This window comes from Allocatelliglobosispora scoriae (genome assembly GCF_014204945.1).
Classification (GTDB): Bacteria; Actinomycetota; Actinomycetes; order Mycobacteriales; family Micromonosporaceae; genus Allocatelliglobosispora; species Allocatelliglobosispora scoriae.
The window spans coordinates 1195417-1219809 of sequence record NZ_JACHMN010000001.1; the positions used below are offsets into that span (position 1 = coordinate 1195417).

Sequence of the window (24393 nt, forward strand, 5' to 3'; positions counted from 1 at the left end):
GTTCCGCCACACGGAACGCTTCATGTACAACCTCATCGACCAAGTGTTCTGCTCCCAGAGCGCGTGCCGATCCGCGGCGAGCGACTGAGGAGGACCCATAGCGTGGCGATGACATTCCTGATGTCGACGGTCGCGGCTTGCGTCACGGCGACCCTCCTGCTCTGCCTGCGGCCCACGCTTCGCCCGCCGAAGCACGAGTGGGCCGCCCTCTGGCTCTGCTCGGCCACCGCCGGGGCTGCCGCGACCGTCCTGTCCGGATCCGCGGTCCTGGGTCTGGTCGTCCTGATGGCCTGGTACGCCGTCGTCCTGTCGGTCGGCGCCGCGCTGCCGTGGCTGCACCCCACCGGTCTGGCGAGCATCACGTCGATGTGGGCCTTCGGCATCGCGGAGCTCGCCTGGCTGGCCTGGTTCACCGCCACCGCCGGGCTGTCACCGGCGGCGGGTGTCCTGGCGGCGGTGTGGCTCCTGCTCGCCGCGCTCGAACTCCCCTGGCGGATGATCCACAACTACCTCTATCAGGAAGTGATCAGCCGCGATCGCTGGGACCTGCCCCGTGTGCTGTCGCCCGATGCCCACCGCTCCACCGGCGTCATGGTCAGCGTGCATGTCCCGTGCTACGCCGAGCCGCCCGACGTGGTCATCGGCTGCCTGCGCAGCCTGGCCGCTCAGGAGTACGACAGCTTCGAGGTCCTGGTCATCGACAACAACACCCCGGACGAGGCGCTCTGGCGCCCGCTCGAAGCCTGCTGCCGGGAGCTCGGACCACGCTTCCGGTTCTTCCACGTGGCGCCGCTGACCGGTGCCAAGGGCGGGGCGCTCAACTTCGCGCTCGCGCACACCGACCCGGACGCCGTCCTGATCGCGGTGGTGGACTCCGACTACCAGGTCGAGAAAGACTTCCTCAGCGCCACCGTCGGCTACTTCGACGACCCGCGCCTGGCTCACCTCCAGACCCGCCAGGACTACCGCGACTGGACCGGCGACCCCTACCTCGCCGGGCTCTACTGGGAGTACCGCATCGCCAGCTCCACTTATCTCGTCAGCCGCAGCGAGTGGCGGGTCGCCATGTCGATCGGGACGATGTGCGTCATCCGGCGGGCCGCGCTGCAGCAGGTCGGCGGCTGGTCCGAGGAGTGCGTCACCGAGGACTCCGAACTGTCGATCCGGCTGCACGCCGCCGGCCACAGTGCCGTCTACTTCGACCTCGCGCTCGGCCGGGGCCTGATCCCGCGGCACTTCGCCGACTACGCCAACCAACGGCACCGCTGGACCCGCGGGCCCGTACAGGAGGTGCTGACGCACTGGCGGATGCTCCTACCCGGCAGCCGCGCGGCCGGCTCCGCCGCGTTCAGCCTCCCGCAGCGGCTCATCGTCATGCACCACGGCTGGCACGAACTCGTCCGGGGCGTGAAAGGGCTCGGGATCTGGGCGCTCGCCGCAACGGCGATCGTCATGGCCGCCGGCACCGACGTACCGGCCCTGCCGGTACTGCCGCTGATCGCCATCGGAATCGGCCGGCTCGCGATGACCGCCACCGGCATGCGGGTCTTCTGGTCCCGGGTGAGCCCGTCCTTCGGCGCCGCCGCGATCGCCGCGCTGAGCAGCCGCTCCCTGGGGTGGGTGGTCTGGACGGCCGGGCTCTACGGCTGGGCCGGCCGACGTCGGCGATGGGGCCGGACCGGGAAGTTCGACGACAGCGGCTCGCTGCCCCAGGCGCTGCGCTCGACCCGGGTCGAGCTCGCCATGGCCGGGCTCTGGCTGGCGATCGGCGTGGGGGTCCTCGCCGCCGCCGACGGCCGTGCGCTGCTGACGGTCCTGGCGGTGCTGTTCCTCGCCCAGGCGTGGAGCCTGCTGCTGGCGCCGATGCAGGCCGTGCGCGCCGAGCTGTCCGTCCGGCGCCGGGTCGCCGCGGCCAGCCTGCTCGCACCGCTGCCGCGGCAGGCCGCGCCAGACGCACACACCCGGGTGGGTACGCGATGATGCACCGCGAACGCGACGAGCAGCGATACGATCCCCCTCATGTCGTCAGGCACTACCAGCGCATCGCCGGTGCTCACCGCGGTGGCGAACCCGGCGCCGGTCTGGGCCGACGAGTTCGACGGGCCGGCCGGATCGCCGCCGGATCCGACCCGCTGGGTGTTCGAGCTCGGCGGCGGTGGATGGGGCAACCGGGAACGCCAGCACTACACCGCCGAACCCCGCAACGCCTGTCTCGACGGCCGGGGCAACCTCGTCATCTCGGCGCACCGGGACGAGATCCCCGGCTCCCGGCGAGGACCCCGATGGGCCTACACGTCGGCACGGCTGACCACGGCGGGCACCTTCGCCCAGACCTACGGCCGCTTCGAGGCACGGATCGCGCTGCCGCACGGCATGGGGATCTGGCCCGCGTTCTGGCTGCTCGCGGAGGACACCCGGGCTCCGCTGCGGCGCGCGGACCGCTGGCCGCACAGCGGCGAGATCGACATCATGGAGAGCCTGGGGCACCGGGCGCACCGAATCTTCGGCGGCCTGCACGGGCCCGGTTACTCCGGCGGGCGGAGCCTCACCGCCGAGCACGCCGTGTCGCGCCGGCACACGCCCTCGAAGCCGCGCTTCCACGTGTTCGCCGTCGACTGGACGCCCACCTCGATCAGCTGGTCGGCGGACGGGGTGCGCTACGCCCGGCGTACCCCCGGGGATCTTGCGGGGCGCAAGTGGGTCTTCGACCGTCCCTTCTTCATGGTCCTCAACCTCGCCGTCGGCGGCCGGTGGCCGGGCGACCCCGACCACAGCACGGTCTTCCCGCAACGCCTGACGGTGGACTACGTCCGGGTCTTCACCTCGGCAGCCGCCGACCCGGAGTGCTCCGATGAGGCCCGAGGACCGTAGCTCGCAGACCCGCTTCCAGGAGTATTTCCTCGACACCGGCAGCCGCATGGTCGTCTACGTCGCGACCTCGGACAGCCGCGGGCCGATCGCCGACGACCTGCTGCTGGCGCAGCTGCGGCGGCTGCGGGAGAAGTTCGACGGACTCGTCCTCTACGACACCTCGCGAGCCTCCGCGCGAGTGGTGCAGGCGGCGGTCACGCTCGGCTACTCGGCGGTCCTGCTGACGATCCACCGGCCGCGGTCCCGGCTGGAGATCCACCGGGCGGCCCGCCTGATCCGGCGGCACGGCGAGGAGCTGACCATGGCGGTCGCGATCGGCTCCGAGGGCCTGCTCCAGCACCGCTACGCCGAGAGCGACGTGGTCGCCGCCCGGCGGCTCCTGCGGCGGCTGCTCGGCCGGATCGAGATCGAGACCACCTCGACCGAGCCCTGGTGGCGCTACCTGGAATCGCCGGAGCACCCGGCCTTCACCGCGATCGGCGACTTCGTCTCACCGATGGTCCACGCCATCTGGGACACGGATCTGACCGATCCGGCACGCATGGTGGCGTGGACCGCCCGGGTGGCGGCGGCCACCGCGAAGAAGCTGGACCGGCCGGTGCTCATCCGGGAGGCCGGGATCCCCGGCCAGGGGACCCATCCGAGACTGCTCACCACCGGGCCGTTCACCCGGGAGAACCAGGCGGCGTTCTGGCGCGCGTGGATGACCTTCACCTCCCACCGTCCCCTGCCCCCCGTCATCGTTCACGAGGGCATCGACAACGACGGCAAGACCTGGGACGACTTCGAGGGCCACTGGGGCCTGCTGGCGAACAACCACAATTGCCGCGCCTGGCCGGCCTGGGACGCGTTCCCCGCCCTGCCGCCCCGGCAGCGGCACCGCCCCCGCTGACCAGCCACCTCCGCGTCAAGATCGCCGCAACTCTTCAAGAGTTGGTACTGAAGAAGCGGGGCGCCATCGTGTGTGATGGCGCCCCGCTGCGGCGTGCTGTCAGCCCTGGATGTCGACGAAGACGACGTAGGGCGCGGGGCGGGTGTCGGTGTACTGCAGGTGGCCGCAGCGGACCAGGCGGACCTGGTCGCTCTGGGCAGCGGTCTGCAGGCCGAGACCGTAACCGAGGTAGCCCTCGAAGTCCTCGACCTCGACCAGGCCCGCGACGACCGGCTTGCCGTCACCGGTCGGCGTCACCGAACCGGTGGCCGGACCGCCGGCGGTGAAGAAGGTGGCGGCGAGCTTCGAGTTGCCCTCCACCAGCACCGACTTGTCGTCGGCGCCCTTGAACTCACGCACGTAGAGCAGGCGGCACGACGGCAGCGCGTCCTTGAACCGGAACGACACCCGGGTGAAGGCGGGCTTGCCCTCCGGGTGCTTGCCGATCTCGATCGACTCCAGAGTCGCGGACGGGAACTGGCCGAGGCTCGAACCGAGCTCGATCGGCGCGCCCGACGGGATCGACCAGTCGGTGACGCTGTAGTTGACGGTCCCGCCCGGCATCCCCGGCGGGAGCGAGGAGCTCGGCGAGGCCGACGGCGAGGCACTCGCCGACGCGCTCGCGCTGGTCGACGGCTTCGCCGACGGAACGGCCGAGGCGGTGACCGACGGCTTCGCCGTCGCCGACGCCGACGCGCTCGGATCCACCGTGCCGTCGCAGCCGGCGACGAAAGCCAGCAGCATCGCCGCGGCGGCCGTTGCCCGCAGGCCTGTGTGCCTGATGGTCATATATGTAACTCCCCCTGGTCGTCGTAACGGTCGACTGTATGCCCAGAAGAGCGTGGCTCCATGCCCACATGTCGCCGATCGGATAGGCCGAATCAACCGCTCACGCCGCTCATTACTCTCTGCCACCCACGTCGCAGGGTGGGCAGAGTGCGCGCGGTGCTTTGCTCTGCTTACACCCACGCAACACCGGGAATATCCGGATTCAGTGGCCGATGCGCCGGTGTAAGCAGAGCAAAGTGCCGCGCACACCTGTGGGCGGCGCCCCGCCGAGCATTACTGTGCGCAACGGCAAGCATGTCTACGGCCGGGTCGCCAGGGCGGCATCTGCACAGCCGGGAGCGTCGGCGAGCGTGTCGGTGGTCGCCGCTACGTTGTACCGGCACACCCGAAGACCCTCCGCCGAAAGGTCCTTCCATGTCACAGGAAACCACGTACCTCGAGCTCTCCGAAGAGGGCGGTGGATCGCACAAGTTCTACGAGGTGACCGTGGACGGCACCACCATGAGCATCCGATATGGACGCATCGGCGATCCCGGCGCGACCACGAGCAGTTCCTTCGCCGACAACGCGAAGGCACGCGCCGAGGCGGCCAAGAAGATCGGCGCCAAGGTCCGCAAGGGCTACGCCCCCGCCGTCATCGGCCAGCGGCAGCGCCGCGGTGTCTCGCGCCGCACGATCGTCAGCACCCGCTCGACCGCCCGCCGTGCGCCGGTGCTGTGGCGCTACCAGTCCGGCACCTCGGCCTTCGGCATCTTCGTCGACGAGTCCGGCTGCATGGTCGGCAACGAGGCGGGAGCCATCACGAAGCTGACCCACGACGCGCAGGTGATCCAGCAGTTCCGGCTCCCCGACGGCGTGAAGTGCATCGTCGCCGACGACGACTGGCTCTATGCCGGGTGCGACGACGGCAACGTCTACGACCTCTCCGGCAAGATCCCGCGCCTCGCCTACCGGATCGCCGACGACATCGACATCTACTGGCTGGACATCTTCGACGGGGTGCTCGGTGTCTCCGACGCCGACGGCGGGATCGCCGCGATCGACCACGAGGACGAGTTCCTGTGGCGGCGCAAGGGCAACGGGACCTCCGGCTGGATGGTGCGCTGCGACGCCACCGCCCTCTACCACGGCCACTCCAAGGGCGTGACCGGCTACGACTGGCGCAGCGGGCAGCAGACCTGGCACACCCCGACCGGCGGCGTCCTCTTCGGCTGGCAGGAGCGCGACACCCTCTTCGCCGGCACCTCCACCCGGCAGGTGGTGCAGCTCGGCAAGGACGGTCGCCAGCAGACGGTCTTCCACTGCGACGCGGCGGTCTTCTCCTGCGCCACGGCGCCCGACGGACGCTACGTCTTCGCGGGCGACAGCAGCTCCTCGGTCTACTGCTTCGACAGCACCGGCGCCCGGCTCTGGAAGCTCGACACCGGCTGCGGCTCGGCGTTCTCCATGCAATACCACCAGGAGCGGCTCTACATCGTCACCACCGACGGCTCGCTGGCCTGCATCGACGCGACCGAGGCCGCGATCCACGCCGCCGAGCAGGGCACCGTCCCCCAGGTCCGCGACATCAAGGCCGCCGCGATGCAGGAGCTCGTGCCCGCGACGACGGTCGAGGTGACGAGCGAGGTCGGCGACGGCATCGTGCTGGAGTGCGTCGAGGAGAACGGGCGGCTGCGCATCCGGGTCGTCTCGGAGGGCTACCACCGCGACTGGCAGGTCCAGTTCCCCAAGGGCATCCGCGAGCCGAAGGCCCGATACCTGGTCACGGAGGTCCGCGAGGCGGGCCGCGGCGGCTTCTACCGCGCCTTCGGCGACATCCGCCGCCTCGTCTAGGCCGTCGCCGGTCACCGCCGCCATGTCGGGGTACGCCGCGAGTGGCGTGCCCCGACACCGGCGGCGGCATCAGTAATGTGTGACCGCATGAACGCCGCACAGCAGCCGTATGTCGAGATCGACGGCGAACCCGCCACGGTCGCGAACCTGCTGTTCCCGGCGCTGGTCAACTACGGCCACTTCACCGCGATGCAGGTGCGCAGCGGCCGGGTCCGCGGGCTCGCCCTGCACCTGCGCCGCCTCGATCAGGCCAACCGGGAGCTGTTCGGCGCAGGCCTCGACGGCGAGCTGGTGCGCGACCGGATCCGGCACGCGACAGCCGAGCGCCCGGACGCCTCGGTGCGGGCCGTCGTCTTCCGGGCCGCACCCGATGCCGAGGTGTCGGTGCTGGTGTCGGTGACACCGCCGCACGAGTTCGACGACCGGCCGCAGTCCCTGCGATCGGTGGAGTACCAGCGCCCGGCCGCTCACCTGAAGCACATCGGCGGGTTCGGGCAGATCTACCACAGCACCCGGGCCCGACACGACGGCTACGACGACGCGCTGCTCACCGACGCCACCGGGCTGATCAGTGAGACCGCGATCGCCAACATCGGCTTCCGCGACGGGGACGCGGTGCTGTGGCCGAATCTGCCCGCGCTCGCCGGCATCACCATGCAGCTGCTGGAGCTGGCGCTGCTGGAGGCGGGGGTTCCCGTCCGGCGGCGGCCGCTGCGCCCGGCCGACGTCGAGTCGCTGCAGGCGGCGTTCGTCAGCAACACGCTGGGCATCGCGCCGGTCAACCGCATCGACGACCGGCGGATCGCCGAGGACGAGACGTTCCTGGCGATGATCTGCAAGTACTACGACGCGGTCAGCTGGGACCGGATCTGAGTCGGGTGTTTCTGCTGGAAGCGGCCCGGGTATGGCGCTGATGTCGAGAGGATGACGTCATGCCGGCATCTGCACAGATCTTCCCCTTCGCGTTCGACCGGGTCGCCGGGGTGATCCTGCCGGTCGTCGGCATCCGCCCGGCGACGGCCCGGGTGCTCGTCGACGACGACCTGCTGCGGGTCGAGTTCGGCCCGTTCCGGCTGGAGACGCCCCGCGCCAACATCACCGATGCCAGCGTCACCGGGCCTTACCTCTGGGTGAAGGTGATCGGCGCGCACCTGTCGCTCGCCGACCGGGGCGTCACCTTCGGCACGAACCGCGACGCCGGGGTCTGCGTGCGCTTCCGCGAGCCCGTCCAGGCCATGGGAGTGCGTTTCGGGATACGCCACCCGGGCGCCACGGTCACCGTCGCGGACCCGGCGGCGCTCGCCGCCGCGCTGTCCAGCCGGACCGGGTCCGTGGACCCCCGGCAGGGTTGATCCCCCGTCAGGCCTGGAAGACGACGGTGAAGGGGCTGTCGTAGGCGACCGAGCCCTGCCAGCACTGGACGGTCACGCCGATGCTCCCCCAGGCCGCGACACCGCAGCGCTCGGTGCCGAAGCTGTATGCCGTCACGTGCACCGTCCCGCCGATGAGCGGCTGCCCCGGCATCGCCACCACCGTCCGGCCGACCCCGGTCCGGGTCGCCGTCACGCCGGAGCCCGTCGAATTGAACAGGGTGGTCGGCGTGTAGGGGGTGGTCCGCGTCAGCGGTGCGGGCGGGTCCACCCGGGCGTAGGCGGCGGGTACCCGACCCAGGAAGCCGGTGAGGACCGATGTGGTGAGCGTGAAGTTCGCGTCGACGGGAGCGGACGCCGCGTCGACGCAGTGGACGAAGGCGACACCGCCGAAGCGCGGATAGCCGAGTGAGGCGAAGCTGCCCACCGAGCAGCGGGCCAGGTTGGCGCCGTACCCGGTGATCTGCACGTCGCCGATGCCGCGGACCCCGTTGACGTTCACCATGTAGTAGCCCGTGCCGAGCCGCTGGATGGTGTTCGACGCACCGGATGAGTTGAACTGGTAGCTCGAGGTCGGCGTGTAGGAGGCCGCGGTGGGCTGGTCGGCGAAGAGGTAGGTGAAGTCCGCCGCCGTCGGCCGGTTGACGAACGCGGCGGTGAAGACGGTGTCGGCGTATGCGCTGCCGGCGAAGCAGTTGACGTGCATCAGCAGGGTGTCGCCCGACCTGGTCCAGAAACCGATCTGGCAGGTGTTGCCCGTGTTGCCGTAGGCCGTCGCATGCGCCACCCCGCCGGCGGCGCCGAGGTTGGGAAGCTGCACCTCGTATCGGCCGACGGCGAGGCGGACCACGTGGTTGACCGCGCCGGTGGAGTTGAAGCTGTAATACGTCGACGGGTCGTAGCTCGCGGTGGTCGGCTGGTTGGCCCACAGGTAGGCGTACCCGGAGGTGACCCCGGCGTGAGCGGCGGCGGGCGGGAGCACCAGTGCCCCGAGCAGCCCGGCCAGCACCGCGAGGAAGGCAGCCGGGCGGCCCGCGAAGCGATCGACGTAACCCATGCAGTGAACTTAGATCATCTTCGACGTCTGCGGGTTGTCGGTTTGCCGCCACTCGGCCGCCACCGCCCGCGCCCGGTGGACGATCATCACGACCACCGCCAGCATGACCAGGCCGTTGACCGCGTGCAGCCCGGAGACGAGCTGGCCGACACCGCTGTCGCGGATCGCGATGGCGAGTTTGGCAATCGCGACCTGGACGGAGGTCAGCCCGACGACCAGGACGGACATCCAGATGAGCCGCCGCGGCAGCCGGGCCGACGCGGCCACGATCGCCATCGCCACCGGCAGGAGGAAGGTCACATAGCCCAGCGCGTGATGGAGCCGGTAGGCCGCCTCATGCTTGGATGCGGAGCTGAAACCACCGCTCGCGGCGAAGAAGAACTCGGCGATGACGACGATCGTGAGCAGGACCGCCAGCGCGGCGAAGGCTTTACGCATCGGGAACTCCCTGAAGTAGAGGGACGGTGTGGTTTCTCAGTTAGTCCGACGACGCAGCCACGGGGAGTGTGAGGCACGGTGGGACCGATCACAGCTGAGCGACGGCAACTGACCAACCTCGCCTACCGGCTCCTCGGTTCGCTGGCCGACGCCGAGGACGCGGTGCAGGAGACCTACGCCCGCTGGTACGCCATGTCCGAGCAGCAGCAGGAGGCGATCGAGTCGCCCGGCGCCTGGCTGACGACGGTCGCCGGCCGCATCTGCCTGGACGTGCTCGGCTCGGCCCGGGTCCGTCGCGAGCGCTACGTGGGCGAATGGGTCCCGGAGCCGCTGCCCGACAGCGCCCGGTGGATCGGCGGCGACCCGGCCGACCTGGTGACCCTCGACGAGACGGTCGGCATGGCCTTCCTCGTGGTGCTCGACTCGATGACCCCCGCCGAGCGGGTGGCGTTCGTCCTCCACGATGTCTTCTGCCACTCGTTCGCCGAGGTGGCCGAGATCGTCGGCCGGACCCCGGCGGCCTGCCGCCAGCTCGCCTCCTCCGCCCGCCGCCGCATCCGGGCGCTGCAGGCCTCGGCCGTTCCGGCGGGCCAGCGGGTCGAGATCGTCCGGGACTTCAAGAAGGCGTGGGAGGCGAAGGACATCGGCGCGCTGATCGGGCTGCTCGACCCGGCCGCCACGGCGGTCGCCGACGGCGGCGGCCAGGCCAGCACGGTGCTCCGGCCGATCGTCGGCAGCGAGCAGATCGCCCGCTACGCCATCGACATCGTCACCTGGGTGCCCGGCATGACGATCCTGGAGAGCACGGTCAACGGCGAGCCCGGCCTCATCGCCCAGCAGGGCGGCGTCACCGTGACGGTGATCGCGTTCGACATCGCGGACGGCCGGATCCGGCGCATGTGGGCGGTGCGCAACCCCGACAAGCTCCGCCCGTGGACGGCGGCGCGATGAATTCAACCCCGGTCGGGGGTACGCGACGGTCCGCGTACCCCCGACCGGGGTTGGTTGTCAGGAACTGCGCAGGGTGAGGGTGGCGACGCCGATGGCGGCGACGTTGGCGTCCACGACGATCGTGTAGGTGCCGGTCGACGGCAGGACCGTCGCGGCGATGCCGCCGCTGCCGTTGATGACGCAGCCGGACGCGAACAGCTTGCCCGCCGGGTCGAGCAGCTCCAGCGGCGAGCACTGGTCCGGCAGGGTGGAGTCGGTCGCGGTGAGCGTCACCGAGGACCCGGCCGTGCCGGTGAACCGGTAGCGCAGGACGAGCCCGGGCTGGGTGACGTTGGCGACGACCGGCTGTCCGTTCAGGGCGATCTCGGCGGTCTGGTCCTTCGCCGTGAACAGCTGCAGGTCGGTGCTGCCGATGGTGCGGTCGTTGGGATCGACGACCACGGTGTAGGTGCCGTCCTCGGGCAGCAGCGTGCCGTCGATCTCGCCGACCCCGTTGATGACGCAGCCGGAGGCGAGGGTCTTGCCCGTCCGGTCGTGCAGCTCCAGCGGCGAGCACTGGTTCGGCAGGGTGCTCGCCGGCACCGCGACGTAGACCCGCTGACCGGCGGCGCCGGTGAAGGTGTAGCGGGCCTCGGCACCGGGCTGCGCGATCACCGCGGTGACCGGATCGCCGTTGGGCTTGATGGCGGCGACGGTGTCCTTGGCGAGGTAGACGCGCATGTTGGCGCGGGCGTTCGCGCTCTCCCTGGTCTTGATCGTGACGGAGTACTGCCCGTCCATCGTGAGTTCGGTGCGGTCGATGTAGCCGACGCCGTTGATGTTGCAGCCGCTGGCGATCTCCTTGCCCGTCGGGTCGAGCAGGACGTAGGGCGAGCACTCGTTGCTCATGGTGGGACCGGTGACGTCGACGAAGACCTGGTCACCGGTGTGCCCGGCGAAGGTCAGCTTCTCGTCCGTGCCCGCGGTCAGCGTGCCGGACGCGATCGGCTTCTCCTTGATCGGCGACGGGGCCGGGGCGACCCGGCCGGTGCTGGCGCTGCTCGCGGCGAACTCCGACCGGCCGGTGGCCGCGACGTCGAAGACACACTCCAGGAACTGCCAGCCGCTGCTCAGACCCGCCCAGCGGCAGATCTCCTCGGCCTGGGCCCGGCGGGCGGCGTCGAGGTCCTCCAGCGTCACCGGCTTGTCGGGGAAGGCCTTGTCGGTGAAGGTCTGCGTGCTCTGGCCCGAGGCGTAGGTGAACAGCGACGCCTCCTGCGTCAGCCGCCACGAGTCCGCGTAACCGGGGTAGAGCTTCTCGAACGGCACCGGCTGGGTGAGTGCTGCGCCGGTCGGCGGGGCGATGTCGTTGTCGGGGTCGCCGTCGAAGTTGCCGAGCAGGCCCTGCACCTTGCCGGAGCGGCTCTTGGCGAGCTTCACCAGCAGCCGGTAGCCGTAGGAGCCGATCTGGTCGACGGCGGCCTCGGAGCCGTCCGGCCAGCGGATGTCGTAACCGTCGGCGGTCCGCAGGTCGGATTCGCGGCGGACCAGGGTGCCGCCGCCGGGCAGGCTCTTCTCGCCCCGCGCCAGGGTGGCGGGCTCGCCGTCTATGCGTACCTCGGTCACCGCGTTGGCGATGACGAGGGAGACGCGGTGGTCGCCGAGGCGGAAGGCGAGCGCCGAGTTGACCGAGACCGTCCGCGACGGACCCATCGCCGCCTGCCGGGACTGCACCTCCAGGGCGTCGCCGCCGGTGGATCTGATCACGACGAACTCGCCGACGGCCTGGAAGTCGTAGAAGACCCGGTCGAAGGTGATCATGTGCGGGTCGCCGTTGTTGCTGGCGCAGTCACCGCCGGTGGTGCCCTCGCAGAGGCGCACCGGCCCCTTCTGCGGCGGCTTCGGCTTGGTCGGCTTCTTGCACTCGTCATAGCTCGGCGGCAGCACGTTGCCCTTGTACTCTTTGCGGGCGTCGAGCTTCGGGTTCTGCGCCTGGCGGTACCTGTTCTCCGCGAGAGTGGCCTTGACCTCGGCCTTCTTGATGCCGGTGTCGCCGCAGTCGCCCTCGGGCACCTGGTTCTTGGAGATGTCGTCGGCGTGGTTGAGCTCGTGGTAAAGCGAGGCACAGGGGTCACGCAGCACGCCGTCGCCGTAATCGTCGGTGTTCGTCGGGTTCCACGCCACCGACGAGGACCCCTTGCCGCCGGGGCCCTGCGGTGTCTCGAATGCCTGGGACTCGCCGGTGGTGGGGATGATGCTGACCTTCGGCGTCGACTTGTCCTTGAGCCGGGGCAGCAGGCCCGACGGGTCGTTGCCCGGCTTCGCGAAACCGGCGAGGCACGCCTCGACCTGGGGCTGGAAGTTGGGCACCGGGATGCCCCTCGTCGGGTCGATCTCCACATCGGCATAGGCGGGCCGGCCCGGCGTGCTGAAGACCGCGGAGAGGCCGAGCAGGACCAGAGCCACCGCCACGGCCGCCGCCGGCTTGCGCTTGCGCAGCAGCACGACGACGACCAGCACGATCAGGACGAGTACGCCGACCCCGGCGCCGATCCACAGCCACGGGATGCCGCCCTTCGGCTCGCCCACGGTGAACTTCACCGTCCGCATCACGGTGCCGCCGCTGCACGGGGTGACCGCTCCGCCGATCGCCGGGATGGCGTAGGCGGCGGTGAGCTCGTAGTCGCCCGTCGCACCGACCGGCCACAGCGCGTCCAGGCCGCCGCCGTCGGGGGAGGCGGTCACCGAGCGCACCACGACGCTGCCGGGCGCATCGCCGTCGTGGACCCGCACGCTGGTCAAGGCGACGTCCACCGTGGCACCGGGTGCCGCCGACGCTGTGCTGTCGGCGATGGCGTTGTCGATGCCGTCGAGGTAGAAGCTGCGGCCCAGCACCGGGAAGAGCTCCTGGCCGTCCTTGCGGACCGAGAGGACCTGCACGGTGCCCTCGGCGGCCTTGGCCAGGCCGCACTCGGCGCCGGTGCCGTTGGTCACCGCGAGGGTCAGGCGGATGAGCTCATCCTGGGCGAACGACGGCTGGGCGGTGCGGAGGTCGAGCCCGAGGCCGCCATCCGCGGCGGCGGACGCCGCACCGGGCCATGCCACCAACAACATCGTTGCCAGGACGGCGGCTGTGCCCGCCAGTCTCGCGATCATCTTCATGGCGGGGACTGTAGGACCCCCATGTGCCGTTTCACACCAACTGTCGCCCACCCGTCGCTGGTTTGTGGAGCGACGTGTCGCCGGCCGGGCTATCGCAGGCGGCGGATCACGGTGACGACCTTGCCGAGCACCACCGCGTCGTCGCCGGGGATCGGCTCGTAGGCGGGGTTGCACGGCATGAGCAGGACGTGTCCCCGGCTGGCCCGGTAGACCTTCACGGTCGCCTCGCCGTCGATCATCGCCGCCACGACCTCCCCGCTGTACGCGGTGGGCTGCTGGCGGACGACGACCACATCGCCGTCGCAGATCGCGGCGTCGATCATGGAGTCACCGCGTACCCGCAGCGAGAACAGGGTGCCGTAGCCGACGATGTCGCGGGAGAGGGTCAGCACCTCCTCCAGCGACTCCTCGGCGAGGATCGGCCCGCCGGCCGCGATCGTGCCGAGTAGCGGCACCCGGACGGCCTTCTCGGCGGGCGGCTGCGGCATCCCGTCGTCATCCACCGGTACGCAGACCGTCAGCGCTCGCGGACGGCCGGCGTCGCGGGTCAGCAGGCCTTTGCGCTCCAGCTCCTTGAGGTGGTAGGAGACGGTCGAGGAGGCCGTCAGCCCGACCTCCTTGCCGATCTCCCGCAGGGTCGGCGGGTATCCCCGCTTGGCGATCCACTCCTGGATCGTCACCAGGATGCGCTGCTGCCGCACGCTGAGTCCCGGTTCGAACCCGGCCACGCTCATCTGCACTGAGGCAACATAGCGGACCAGAGCCTCTTAACCGGACATTTGACCCGGGCGCGTGTCACCGCAGCGGGGATGGTCAGGCCACCATCGCGGATCTATCGTCGATGGATGGAGCTGGTCGGCGTACCAACCCCCGCCGGAGGCACCGTGAGCTGCCGCACCTGGCCGGGCCAGACGCGGCCCTTCGTCCTGGTCCACGGCCTCGCCTCCAACGCCCGGCTCTGGGACGAGGTGGCCGACGAGCTCAGCGCCGCCGGCCACCCGGTCTGGGCCGTCGACCTGCCCGGACACGGCGCCACCGAGCTGCCACCGACCGGCGTCGACACCGCATCCGCCGCGCGCGCGGTCACCGCGGTGATCCAGGCGCACCTGCTCGCCGGTGCCGTCGTCGCGGGCCAGTCGTGGGGCGGCAACGTCGCGGTGCGGCTCACCGCCGACCGGCCGGAGCTGGTCGGCGCCCTGGCCCTCGTCGACGGCGGCTGGATCGACCTGCCCGCGGACTTCGGCACCTGGGACGAGTGCGCCGAGGCGCTGCGCCCGGCCGACCTGCACGGGCTGCGGGCCGACGACCTCCGCGACCGGCTCCGGCAGTCGCACCCGGACTGGTCGGACCGGGCCGTCGAGGCGACCGTGGCGAGCCTGCGGGAACTCCCCGACGGCACGGTCGAGCGGCGGCTGCCGATCCCGGCACACCTGGCGATCGTGCGCGACATGTGGGACCACCCGCCGGGCCCCTGGCTGGCCAGGATCACCGCGCCCACACTGCTGCTCCCGGCCATTCCGCAAGACCACGCCCGCGCCGAGCGCACGCGACGCCGCGTGGCGGCGGCGGCTGATCTGCTGCTCGACAACACCATCCGGGAGTACGCCGACAGCGACCACGATCTGCACGCCCAGCGACCCCGGGAACTCGCCACCGACCTGCTCGGCCTGGCCCGGCGATGACCCACCGGCCCGAGGTGCTGGTCCTGATGGGATCCGGCGAGACCACACCCACGATGATCAAGACACATCGGGCGGTCCTCGACCGGGTCGGCGACCGGCGTGCCGTGCTTCTCGACACCCCCTACGGATTCCAGTCCAACGCCGACGACATCTCCGCCCGCGCCACCGACTACTTCGCCGCCAGCGTCGGCCGGCCGATCGAGGTGGTCTCCTGGCGCCGCGACGACCTGCCGCCGATCCAGCGCGAACGGGCCCTCGCCGACCTGCGCGGCGCGGGATGGATCTTCGCCGGGCCGGGTTCGCCGACCTACGCGCTGCGGCACTGGCGGGACAGCCCGATCCCCGCGCTCCTCGCCCAGACCCGGACCCTGGTCTTCGCGAGCGCCGCCGCACTCACCCTCGGCTCCCACGCGATCCCCGTCTACGAGATCTACAAGGCCGGCGACGAACCCTGCTGGATCACCGGGTTGAACCTCTTCGAACAGTTCACCGGCATCGCGGCGGTGATCATCCCGCACTACGACAACGCCGAGGGCGGCAACCACGACACCCGTTTCTGCTACCTCGGCGAACACCGGCTGCGGCTGATGGAACGGCAACTCCCCGAGGGCACCTCGATCCTCGGCATCGACGAACACACCGCAATGATCATCGACCTGCGTACGGGGAGCGTCGACGTCACCGGTCGCGGCGGCGTGACGGTACGCCGCGGCGGCAGCAGCACCCGGCTGCCCAGCGGCAGCGCGACCAGCCTCGACGGGCTGCGGGCGCTGATCAGTCCCGGCGGCACGCTCGACGCAGTCATCGCGATCCCGGCACCCCGGGAACCCGTCGAGCAACCCATGACCGTGACCGAGGCGGCCGTCGCGGCAGAGGTCCGGTTCACCGCCGCCGCCGCCCGCGGGGACGGCGACGACATGGTCGGCGCGATCCTCGACCTGGAGGCGCTCATCCGCGACTGGTCCGCCGACACCGACCAGGACCAGGGCATCGACCAGGCCCGGGAGGTACTGCGAGCCCTCATCGTCCGCCTCGGCAACTCGTCCCTGCAGCCGCTGGTGGAGTCGTTGCTGGCGCTGCGCGGCCGCCTGCGCGACGATCGTGCGTTCGGTCCCGCCGACGCGATCCGCCAAGCACTCACCGTCGCCGGTGTCCGGCTGCGGGACACCACCGACGGCACGCAGTGGTCGATGCAGAGGCCATGACCTCGAGGATCGGTGGATTTCCGGGCGCGGCTTATTGCCTATGTATGGCAAGAACAGAATACTGGCGAGAGTGTCCGGTTCCGTCATCGTCGAAGTGGTCCTGCTGTCCGAGCACGACGGGACGCTGCGCTATCGCTCCCACTCGGACGCACTCGGCACCGGCACGCACCCCGACGCGGTGGCGCGTCACCTCTCCGGCCTGCAACCCGGGATGCCGGGCGGCCTGCTGCACTCGACGTCGTGGCGCTATGACGACGGCGGCCTGATCCTCACCTACGCCGCGCTCCCCGACCCGCACCCGGAACTCGCCACGACGGCGCTTCCGGTGGATGCGATGGTGACCTGCGAGGATCCACTCGTACCGAGCCCGGCCGTCATCGACCTCGACGCGGTGGCCGCGCACGCGTGCCGGCACCTGGCTCTGCTGCACGCCACGGATCCGGTGGTGCGCGCCGCCGCCGACGAGGCGCGCCCGCTGTGGGACGTCATCGTCAAGCTGCCACCCGGACCAGCGGGCGGGCTGTCCCTCTAGAACCGCGCCGACAACATGGACGGTCGGGCCCGTGCTTGCGGGCCGCTGCCACGTTGCGCTCCCCGCATGATCGCGCTGTTTCCCGGAAACAACGCCTACACCCGCCCCCGGTAGGGCCTACTTCCCGGAACCAACACGATCATGCAGGGTGTCGCGCCCACCCCGCGGGCAGCGGGCAGCGGGCAGCGGGCAGCGGGCAGCGGGCAGCGGGCAGCGGGCAGCGGCATGATCGCGTCTGGTTCGGGGAAGCAGACGTAATCATGCGGCATGATTACGTCTGCTTCCCCGAACCAGACGTGATCTCCCCCGCACAGCCGCCGCGAGCGGTCACCACCCGCCATGATCACGCATTCTTTGGGGAAAACGGTGTGATCATGGCGCTTGATCAGCCCTTTTTCCCCGAAGAAGGCGTGATCATGAAGCGCGAGCAGCCGCCAGCCGAGACACGCACGCACTGCCGGTGCACCCACTGCGCACTCGTCGGCGCGCTCTTGTCTCTTGTGCCCCCTGCCGCACGCCGCTGGCCATACATCCTGCCCACGCGCCCCGACCTGCATTCCGCCCGCACACCTCTGCCCGCACACCTCTTGCTCAGAACCTCTGCCCGCACACCTTCCCCGCGCGCCCATGCCCGCGCAGGAACCCGCACCTAGGAGTCCAGCGGTCGGCGTACCCGCGGAGGGTTTAGATCCAACCGTGGGCGCGAGCTATCCGCGCTGCCTCGTGCCGGTTGGCGGCGCCGGTCTTGCCCACCGCGGCCGAGAGGTAGTTGCGGACCGTGCCCGCCGACAGTGCGGCCCGCTGAGCGATCTCCTCCACCGGCGCACCCGACGCCGCCAGCTCCAGCACGTGCGCCTCGCGCGGCGTCAACGGGCTCTCCCCCGCGCTGATCGCCTCCGCCGCGAGCTGCGGATCCACATAGCGGCCGCCACTGTGGACGGTACGCACGACCGACGCCAGAGTCTCCGCCGACACGGTCTTGGGCAGGAATCCCCGCACCCCGGCCGAGAGCGCCCGCTTCAAGTGGCCGGGCAGGCCGTGGCTGGTCACGATCATCGTGCGGCACGACGGCAGCTCCGCGTGCAGGGTCCGCGCCACGGTGACCCCGTCGAGGTCGGGCATCTGCAGGTCGAGGATCGCCACGTCGGGCTGGACGCTGCGGGCCAGGGCGATCGCCTCGGCCCCGGTGGCGGCCTGCGCGACGACGGCGAGGTCGTCCTCCAGGCCGAGCAGCGCGGCGAGGGCACCGCGGATGAGGTGTTCGTCGTCGGCGAGCAGGATGCGGACGGGGCTGGTCATGCGGGGCTCTCCTGCGGCAGTCGTGCGGTGAGGCGGAACGTACCGGCGATGTGTGTGCAGGCCACGGTGCCTCCCAGCGCGGCGATGCGTTCGGCGAGGCCGATGAGGCCGCTGCCGAAGCGCACCCGGTCGGCGCCGCCCGATGCGCCGTCGTTCTCCATGGTGAGGACGACCTCGCCGTCGTCGCGGTGCAGGGTGATGGTGCAGGTTCGCCCTTCGCTGTGGCGCAGCACGTTGGTGGTCGCCTCGCGGACGACCCAGCCGAGGGTGCCCTGGACGTCGGCGGGCAGGCCGCCGCTGTCGCCGAGCACCCGGCACTCGATGCCCGCGGCGGCGAGCAGCGACCGGGCACCGGCGAGCTCGACATCGAGGTCGGCGGAGCGGTAGCCGCCGACGACCGCGCGCAGTTCGGCGAGCGAGTCCTGGGCGATGCGGCGCACGTCGAGCATCTCGTCGACGGCTTCGCCCCGGCCCCGTTTGGCGAGCTGGGCGGCGAGCTCCGACTTGAGGGCGACGACGGAGAGGCTGCGGCCGACGACATCGTGCAGGTCGCGGGCGAAGCGCAGCCGCTCCTCGGCGACCGCGAGGCTCGCCTGGACGTGCCGGGCGCGGTCGAGTTCCCAGACGACGCCGAGCATCCACAGCGTGATCCGGGAGATGCCGACCACGATCAGGATGAGGCCGGCCAGCCCGACCGAGGGTGCGAGCGGGTCGGGCAGTCCCTGCGCTGCGGAGATCGCGAACTCGACCGCGCAGGCGACGGTACCGACGGCCATCGTCACGCGCGGCTGGACCGAGGGCGAAAGCGCGGTCACATAGGACAGGGTGAGGACGAGCAGGATGGCGGTGGCGGGACCGTCCGGCTGCCCCGGCGACGGATCCGGATAGAGGGCGAAGGCGAGCGCGATCCCGGCGGCCGTCGAGGCGCCACCGGCCGCGATCAGGCCGTTGGGCCGGCCGCGCCGGCCCAGGTAGTGGTTCAGGCCCGCGTGCATCAGCAGCAGGCAGAGCAGGGCATGCCCGGCGGTGAGGGCGGCCGCGGCCCACGCGGCGGGTCCGTCGTGGTCGAACCGGATCGAACCCCCGGCGAGTACGGGCACCAGCGCGAAGTTGCTGTAGAACGACGCCCGGACATAGAGGTCCACCCGGGCCGCCTGGCTGCGCGAACGCCACCATCCCAGCATTGCGCCTCCCTTTCCGTGAGGTCGGCCGGCATCCCGCCGATGGGGATGCCAGCCTAGAGCGCTCCGATCAGCCGACGAACCGCATCTCGGGGAACCTCGGCGACGGCCGGTCGAGCAGTTGCCCCCCACTGCGGCGCAGGTAGCGGTCGATGAAGGCGAGGACGTACGCCCGCTGCACCGTCACCGAGCGAGCACCGTCGATCGTGCCGTAGGCCGGGATCAGGTCCGCGGCGGGGACACCGGCCTGCGGCAGCAGCACCTGGTAGTCGGTGAACGACATGTGCCCGGACTCGTCGAGCTGCAACTCCCGGCGCGGCCCGCGCAGGTGGGACCAGAGCTCCGTCCAGCTCTCGTCGTCGGCGCTGTCGTGCTGGTCCGACCCGAGCAGCAGGAAGGGCCGGTCCAGCCCCGCCGCGACGACCGTGCCGGAGACCGAGCCGTCCATGTTGATCCCGGCCCGGACCCGGCGGTCCTCGTACATCACCTGGGCGGCGGTCGCCCCGCCGAGGGAGTGCCCGAACATCGCCACCTTGGACAGGTCCATGGCGTCCTTGAGGCCCCGGGGCAGCGGCCGGTGCTCCGCGTCGGGGTTGCGGCCCCGGCTGATCGCGGCGAGCCGGTCGAGGGTGAAGCGGGTGTCGGCGACCCTGGCGGCGAGCGCGGTGGCGATGACCTGCTCCTCCGCGTCGGGGTCGCCGGGCTCCGGCAGGGTCTGCGGTTCCAGGCGCCCGCCGGGGAATTCGACGAGGGGCGCGTCGTGGGTGTGGTCGATGGTGACGACGACATACCCGTGGCTGGCGAGTTCCTCGACGAGCGCGGTGCCGGCGGTGCGCTCGACGCCGAAGCCGGGCGAGTAGAGCACGACGGGATGGCGGCCCCGGGCGGCGGGCGCGCCGGTGTGGGCGTGCGTGACGGGCAGGGTCACCGGCGAGCCGGGCGGGTTGATGACCGCGGCGAGCCCCGGCGAGACCCAGTCCGCTCGGGGATAGCCGCGCACGTCGGCCGCCGGGTACCAGAGCTGCACCATGATCTCGCGGCTGAGCTGTGCGGGGACCCACGGGTCGGGGCGGGAGCCGTCGATCAGGTGCAGTGACACGGTGCCGATGCGGTCCCGGCCGGTGGGCTGCGGAAGGACGAGCCGGGTGGTGGCGGCGCCGGTCCGCGCCGTCTCGGCGGGTGCGGCGGCGTGGGCCGGTGCGGGGGCGAGCAGGCCGACGGTCAGGACCGCGGCGGCGGCGATTGTGCTCCTCATGGTCATGAGTCTGGGGAAACGCGCAGCTCGGAGGTAGTGTCACCACTCACCAGTTTCGATGCGTACTGCATGCCTGACCCATGACGGATGTCATGTGCGGCCGGGGACCCCTCCTTTTGCGGTGCTCCGAGCGTGTGAAGAGTGTGCCCGTGACCACGCCCGCCGCCGAGGAGTCCTTCCGCGAATACGTGCGGGCGCGGGGCGGCACCCTGGGGCGGACCGCCTACCTGCTCACCGGGGACCAGCACCTCGCCGAGGACCTCGTGCAGCAGACGCTGGTGCAGGTGGCGTCGCGCTGGGAGCGCATCCTCGCCGGGGGCGACCCGGACGCCTACGTCCGGCGGGTCCTCTACCACCAGCACGTCTCCTGGTGGCGGCGGCACCGGCGGGAGGCGGTCCCGGTCGAGTCGCTGCCCGACGGCGCCGGGCCCGACGTGTTCGGCGGGGTGGCGCTGTCGCTGACGGTGCGGCTCGCCGTGGCGAAGCTCGCCCCGAAGCAGCGGGCGGTGCTGGTGCTGCGCTACTTCGAGGACCTCACGGAGGTGCAGGCCGCCCAGGTCCTCGGTGTCTCGGTGGGCACGGTCAAGAGCCAGACACGCGACGCGCTGGCCCGGCTGCGGGTGCTCGCCCCGGAGCTGGCGGCATTGGAGGAGGTCTCGCGATGACCGGTCGGCTGGGCGACGTGTTCGCGGAGATCGGGGCGGCGGCTCCCGGCGTACGCATCTCGGACGACCTGTGGCGGCGCGGCCGTCGGCGCCGACGCCGCCGGATCGGCGCGGCCGCCGCGTCCCTGATCCTCCTGGCCGCGCTGGTCTGGCTTCCCTTCCAGCGGAGGGAGCCGCACCAGCCCGCCGGTGACGGCAAGCCGGTGCTGCCGACGGCGGTCGCCAACCCGCATCTCTGGCAGACCCGGTTCGCCGACTCCGCCAACGGACCGGCCAAGCTCGTCTTCTTCAGCGACAACAGCCTCAACCTGGAGCCGGTGGCGGTGGTCGTCGGACGCGACGACTCCTACCGGCTGATCTACAAAAACCCTGGCGAGGAGCTCGGCTACCTCTCGCCCGACGGCCGCTACCTGCTGCGGCGGTCACTACTGGATCTCTCGACCGGTCAGACGCGCGAGCTGTCCCGACCCCTGCCCTTCGGTCGCTGGGTGTGGTCGGCCGACAACCGGTTCGCCCTGGTCGTCTACGACAACGACGACGATGTCATCAGCTACGGCCCCAACAATGAGCAGATCAACAACCCGGCCAAGCCCGATGACATCGGGCTGCTCGACGTCGCCACCGGGGAAGTGCGCATCCTGCGGACGGAGGACGCCGACCAGTGGCGGGGGTCGATCTCTCCCGACGGCACCCGGGTCGCGGTCACGGTGGGCCGCGAGACCGGCCCGCAGCGGATCCTCATTCTGAACACGGCGACGGGGGCGATCGAACGGGCGTTGCAGCTCACCGATCAGCAGATGCTCGCCGGAGACGCGGCCTGGAGCCCCGACGGCAAGAGCCTCGTGCTCCTGCGCATCGAGCAGGGGTGCCTGTGGTGGCTGTGCGGGGAGGGGGAGGCCGCAGCCGTGCGCTGGCACCTGCAGTTCTTCGACCCGGCGACCGGGGCGGTCACCGACGAGCGGACCACCGGCCGGACCGGCCTGCCCGAGGAGCTGCTCGGCTGGCGCGACGGCGCTCCCGTGCTCGTCATCAACACCCCTGAGGTCGAGGACTGCCGCATCGTCGAGGTGGCCGGTGCGGAACTGCGCCGGCTCCCCCTGGACACCGACGGCCGAGGCTGCCCGATCATCCCCCGCGATCTGCTGGAACACGCGGCGCTGGGCGGACCGGCGATCAAGCCGTCCTTCCTGTCACCGGTGATGCTGATGCCGCCGATGCTGATGGTGCTGCTCACGGTCGGGGTGGTGATCCGGAGGCGGCGGTGGCCGACGGCCGATCCGCCGCCTCCGGCCGGTCACACCGAGGCGGACTGATACCCGGCGGCCTGCAGTGTGAACAGCTCGGCGTAACGGCCGCCGGAACCCATCAGCTCGTCGTGGCTGCCCGCTTCGACGAGCCGGCCCCGGTCCAGCACGTAGATCCGGTCGGCGTGGCGCACATTGGCGAGCCGGTGCGTGATGAGGATCGTCGTCTGGCGGCCCTGCCGGTCCCGGATCGCCTGGAAGAGCGCGTGCTCGGCGCGCGGGTCCAGGGCGCTGCTCGGCTCGTCCATGATGAGCAGATCGGCGTCGCGGAAGAAACCCCGGGCGGCGGTGATGCGCTGCCACTGGCCGCCCGACAGGTCCTGGCCGTCGGCGAAGGTCTTGTCGAGCAGGGTCTCGTAGCCGTGCGGGAGTTCGGCGATGACGTCGTGCGCGACCGCCTTGACCGCCGCGGCGTGGATGCGGTCGGGCTCGGCGTCGGTGTCGATGTCGCCGAGGGCGATGTTGGTGGCGACGCTGAAGGGCCACCGGTGGTAGTCCTGCGTGACGACCGCGATCCGCGCCTGCATGCTCTGTTCGCGCAGCTCGGCATAGGGGTGGCCGTTCCAGGTGATGGTGCCGGCCGCGGGGGCGCGCAGCCCGGCGACGAGCGCGGCGAGGGTCGTCTTGCCGGAACCGTTCTCGCCGACGAAGGCGACGGTCTGGCCCTGCCGGATGACGAGGCTGACCTTGTCGACGGCCGGGGTGTCGCGATCGGGGTAGGTCAGGGTCACCTCGTCCACGCTGAGCTGGGCGAGCGGTCCGGCCTCCACGGAACCGGCTGCCGGGGGCATGTGGGCGGTGGCCCGGTCGAGGAACTGGTCGTAGTCGCGGAAGTGCTGGCCCTCGTCGTAGATCCGATCGATCTGGAACGTCGCCGCCGCCAGGGACCGCTGCGCGGCCTGCACCGCGACGACGCAGGTCGCGGCGGCGGCGAGCGGGATGTGCCCGTTGAGCAGCAGCACCCCGAGCAGCAGGTAGACCGCACCGGTGGCGGCACCGCCGACGACGGAGCCGATCGCGGTCGTGGTGGTGGTCCTGCGGGCCAGGTCGAGCTGGATGCGGGTCTCGACGCCCATCACCTTGTCGTAGAGGTCGAGCAGGAAGCTGCGCAGGCCGTAGGTACGAAGCTCGGCCGCGGACGGGCGCTCGGCCATCAGCCGGTGCAGGATCCACAGCCGACGGCGGCGGACCGACCCCGCCATGTAGGTCTGGTAGCGCTGGTGCCCGGCCTTGAGCGCGGCCCACGCACCGGGCACGGTCGCCACCAGGAGCGCCACCAGCAGCAGCGGGTGGATCACCACGACGGCGACGGTGACGGCGAGCAGACCGGCGAGCCCGGCGAGGAGGTTCATCGCACCCTGCACGAGGGAGATGACCGAGCTGCTGCCGCGGCTGGCGCGCTCCATGTCGTCGGCGAAGGCGTCCTCGTCGAACGCCTGCAGCTGCACGGCGGTGGTCGTCTCGAACAGGCGTCGTTCGACCTCGCGGTCGACGCGGGGACTCAGCCCGTTCTGGGCGTAGCCGGTGACGATGCCGAGCCCCGCCCGCACGGCGGCGCTCCCGGCGAGCAGGCTCAGGGCGGGCAGCGCGGCGAGCACCCGGTCGGGAGTCGGCCCGGCCGAGAAGAGCTCCAGCAGCACCCGCTGCGTCGCGAGCAGCCCGAATGCCGCCATCACACCGGCGCCGACGGTCGCTGCGGCGACGACGAGGGTACGCGTCCGGTCGGCGCGCCAGGCGATACCGAGGGCGGTGCCGACGAGCCGGGGTATCTCGGCGAAGACCGCTCGCAGACCGGCGTCGGCGCGGGCGCGCATCCCGGTCTCCCACCACATCGCCCGCAGCTCCGGCAGGGCGGACTCCCCCACGGCGTTCGGCGGTGGCACCACGGG

Annotated in this window: 22 protein-coding genes; 12 read left to right on the forward strand and 10 right to left on the reverse strand. The window is 71.3% G+C overall.

The genetic code is table 11. The annotated features are described in order from the left end of the window. Positions 1-108: 108 nt before the first annotated feature. From F4553_RS05355 to F4553_RS05365, 3 genes are read left to right on the forward strand one after another with little or no spacing between them, the layout of a single operon-like run. Positions 109-1980 (forward strand): glycosyltransferase, encoded by a 1872-nt coding sequence (locus F4553_RS05355; RefSeq protein WP_246466104.1) that lies wholly within the window; start codon positions 109-111, stop codon positions 1978-1980. 39 nt (positions 1981-2019) lie between these two features. Then, the gene (locus F4553_RS05360; RefSeq protein WP_184832803.1) at positions 2020-2871 is read left to right on the forward strand and encodes a glycoside hydrolase family 16 protein; all 852 of its coding nucleotides are present in this window, start codon (positions 2020-2022) and stop codon (positions 2869-2871) included. Next, positions 2852-3763, forward strand: coding sequence for a hypothetical protein (locus F4553_RS05365; RefSeq protein ID WP_184832805.1), 912 nt, complete (start codon positions 2852-2854; stop codon positions 3761-3763). The genes F4553_RS05360 and F4553_RS05365 overlap by 20 nt, the downstream gene beginning before the upstream one ends. Positions 3764-3862: 99 nt before the next feature. Here the strand turns inward: F4553_RS05365 and F4553_RS05370 are convergent, their stop codons facing one another. Continuing rightward, the gene (locus tag F4553_RS05370; protein ID WP_184832807.1) at positions 3863-4591 is read right to left on the reverse strand and encodes a hypothetical protein; all 729 of its coding nucleotides are present in this window, start codon (positions 4589-4591) and stop codon (positions 3863-3865) included. A gap of 414 nt (positions 4592-5005) precedes the next feature. Here F4553_RS05370 and F4553_RS05375 point away from each other — a divergent pair, with 414 nt between their 5' ends. The 3 genes from F4553_RS05375 to F4553_RS05385 all read left to right on the forward strand — a co-directional run bounded on the left by F4553_RS05375 (position 5006) and on the right by F4553_RS05385 (position 7776). Further along, positions 5006-6424, forward strand: a complete 1419-nt coding sequence (locus F4553_RS05375) for a WGR domain-containing protein (protein WP_184832809.1) — start codon at positions 5006-5008, stop codon at positions 6422-6424. A gap of 87 nt (positions 6425-6511) precedes the next feature. Then, positions 6512-7297, forward strand: a complete 786-nt coding sequence (locus F4553_RS05380) for an aminotransferase class IV (RefSeq protein ID WP_184832817.1) — start codon at positions 6512-6514, stop codon at positions 7295-7297. A gap of 59 nt (positions 7298-7356) precedes the next feature. Continuing rightward, positions 7357-7776 (forward strand): hypothetical protein, encoded by a 420-nt coding sequence (locus F4553_RS05385; RefSeq protein ID WP_184832819.1) that lies wholly within the window; start codon positions 7357-7359, stop codon positions 7774-7776. Between the two features lie 7 nt (positions 7777-7783). On the opposite strand, the gene F4553_RS05390 is transcribed toward F4553_RS05385, so the two are convergent. Next, the gene (locus F4553_RS05390; RefSeq protein WP_184832821.1) at positions 7784-8851 is read right to left on the reverse strand and encodes a hypothetical protein; all 1068 of its coding nucleotides are present in this window, start codon (positions 8849-8851) and stop codon (positions 7784-7786) included. Between the two features lie 9 nt (positions 8852-8860). Continuing rightward, positions 8861-9289: a DUF6220 domain-containing protein gene (locus F4553_RS05395; RefSeq protein ID WP_184832823.1), complete on the reverse strand. Its 429-nt coding sequence runs from the start codon at positions 9287-9289 to the stop codon at positions 8861-8863. A 78-nt stretch (positions 9290-9367) separates the two neighbouring features. Between F4553_RS05395 and sigJ the strand changes: the two genes are divergently transcribed. Beyond that, positions 9368-10240, forward strand: coding sequence for an RNA polymerase sigma factor SigJ (gene sigJ / locus F4553_RS05400; RefSeq protein ID WP_184832825.1), 873 nt, complete (start codon positions 9368-9370; stop codon positions 10238-10240). A gap of 57 nt (positions 10241-10297) precedes the next feature. On the opposite strand, the gene F4553_RS05405 is transcribed toward sigJ, so the two are convergent. Together F4553_RS05405 and lexA are read right to left on the reverse strand one after the other, a co-directional pair. Further along, complete coding sequence (locus F4553_RS05405) at positions 10298-13381, reverse strand: VWD domain-containing protein (protein ID WP_184832827.1); 3084 nt, start codon at positions 13379-13381, stop codon at positions 10298-10300. An 89-nt stretch (positions 13382-13470) separates the two neighbouring features. Next, the gene (gene lexA, locus F4553_RS05410; protein ID WP_184833259.1) at positions 13471-14115 is read right to left on the reverse strand and encodes a transcriptional repressor LexA; all 645 of its coding nucleotides are present in this window, start codon (positions 14113-14115) and stop codon (positions 13471-13473) included. Positions 14116-14226: 111 nt separating this feature from the next. On the opposite strand from lexA, the gene F4553_RS05415 reads away from it, so the two are divergent. From F4553_RS05415 to F4553_RS05425, 3 genes are all read left to right on the forward strand, one after another. Continuing rightward, complete coding sequence (locus tag F4553_RS05415) at positions 14227-15063, forward strand: alpha/beta fold hydrolase (RefSeq protein ID WP_184832830.1); 837 nt, start codon at positions 14227-14229, stop codon at positions 15061-15063. After that, on the forward strand, positions 15060-16268 hold the full coding sequence (locus F4553_RS05420) for a hypothetical protein (RefSeq protein WP_184832832.1): 1209 nt from the start codon (positions 15060-15062) through the stop codon (positions 16266-16268). Before F4553_RS05415 ends, F4553_RS05420 begins: the two co-directional genes overlap by 4 nt. A 70-nt stretch (positions 16269-16338) precedes the next feature. After that, complete coding sequence (locus F4553_RS05425) at positions 16339-16800, forward strand: hypothetical protein (protein WP_184832834.1); 462 nt, start codon at positions 16339-16341, stop codon at positions 16798-16800. A 95-nt stretch (positions 16801-16895) separates the two neighbouring features. On the opposite strand, the gene F4553_RS05430 is transcribed toward F4553_RS05425, so the two are convergent. The 4 genes from F4553_RS05430 to F4553_RS05445 all read right to left on the reverse strand — a co-directional run bounded on the left by F4553_RS05430 (position 16896) and on the right by F4553_RS05445 (position 20535). Further along, entirely contained in the window at positions 16896-17270 is a 375-nt protein-coding gene (locus F4553_RS05430; protein WP_184832836.1) for a hypothetical protein, read from the reverse strand. Between the two features lie 214 nt (positions 17271-17484). After that, positions 17485-18099, reverse strand: a complete 615-nt coding sequence (locus tag F4553_RS05435) for a response regulator transcription factor (protein WP_184832838.1) — start codon at positions 18097-18099, stop codon at positions 17485-17487. After that, the gene (locus F4553_RS05440) at positions 18096-19283 is read right to left on the reverse strand and encodes a sensor histidine kinase (protein ID WP_184832840.1); all 1188 of its coding nucleotides are present in this window, start codon (positions 19281-19283) and stop codon (positions 18096-18098) included. Before F4553_RS05440 ends, F4553_RS05435 begins: the two co-directional genes overlap by 4 nt. A 67-nt stretch (positions 19284-19350) precedes the next feature. Continuing rightward, the gene (locus F4553_RS05445; RefSeq protein WP_184832842.1) at positions 19351-20535 is read right to left on the reverse strand and encodes an alpha/beta hydrolase family protein; all 1185 of its coding nucleotides are present in this window, start codon (positions 20533-20535) and stop codon (positions 19351-19353) included. 149 nt (positions 20536-20684) lie between these two features. Between F4553_RS05445 and F4553_RS05450 the strand changes: the two genes are divergently transcribed. Together F4553_RS05450 and F4553_RS05455 are read left to right on the forward strand one after the other, a co-directional pair. Continuing rightward, positions 20685-21200, forward strand: coding sequence for a SigE family RNA polymerase sigma factor (locus F4553_RS05450; protein WP_312875098.1), 516 nt, complete (start codon positions 20685-20687; stop codon positions 21198-21200). After that, complete coding sequence (locus tag F4553_RS05455; protein ID WP_184832844.1) at positions 21197-22513, forward strand: TolB family protein; 1317 nt, start codon at positions 21197-21199, stop codon at positions 22511-22513. The genes F4553_RS05450 and F4553_RS05455 overlap by 4 nt, the downstream gene beginning before the upstream one ends. Here the strand turns inward: F4553_RS05455 and F4553_RS05460 are convergent. Beyond that, positions 22495-24390 (reverse strand): ABC transporter ATP-binding protein, encoded by a 1896-nt coding sequence (locus F4553_RS05460; RefSeq protein WP_312875113.1) that lies wholly within the window; start codon positions 24388-24390, stop codon positions 22495-22497. The two genes, F4553_RS05455 and F4553_RS05460, sit on opposite strands and share 19 nt — an antisense overlap. Between the last annotated feature and the right edge of the window lie 3 nt (positions 24391-24393).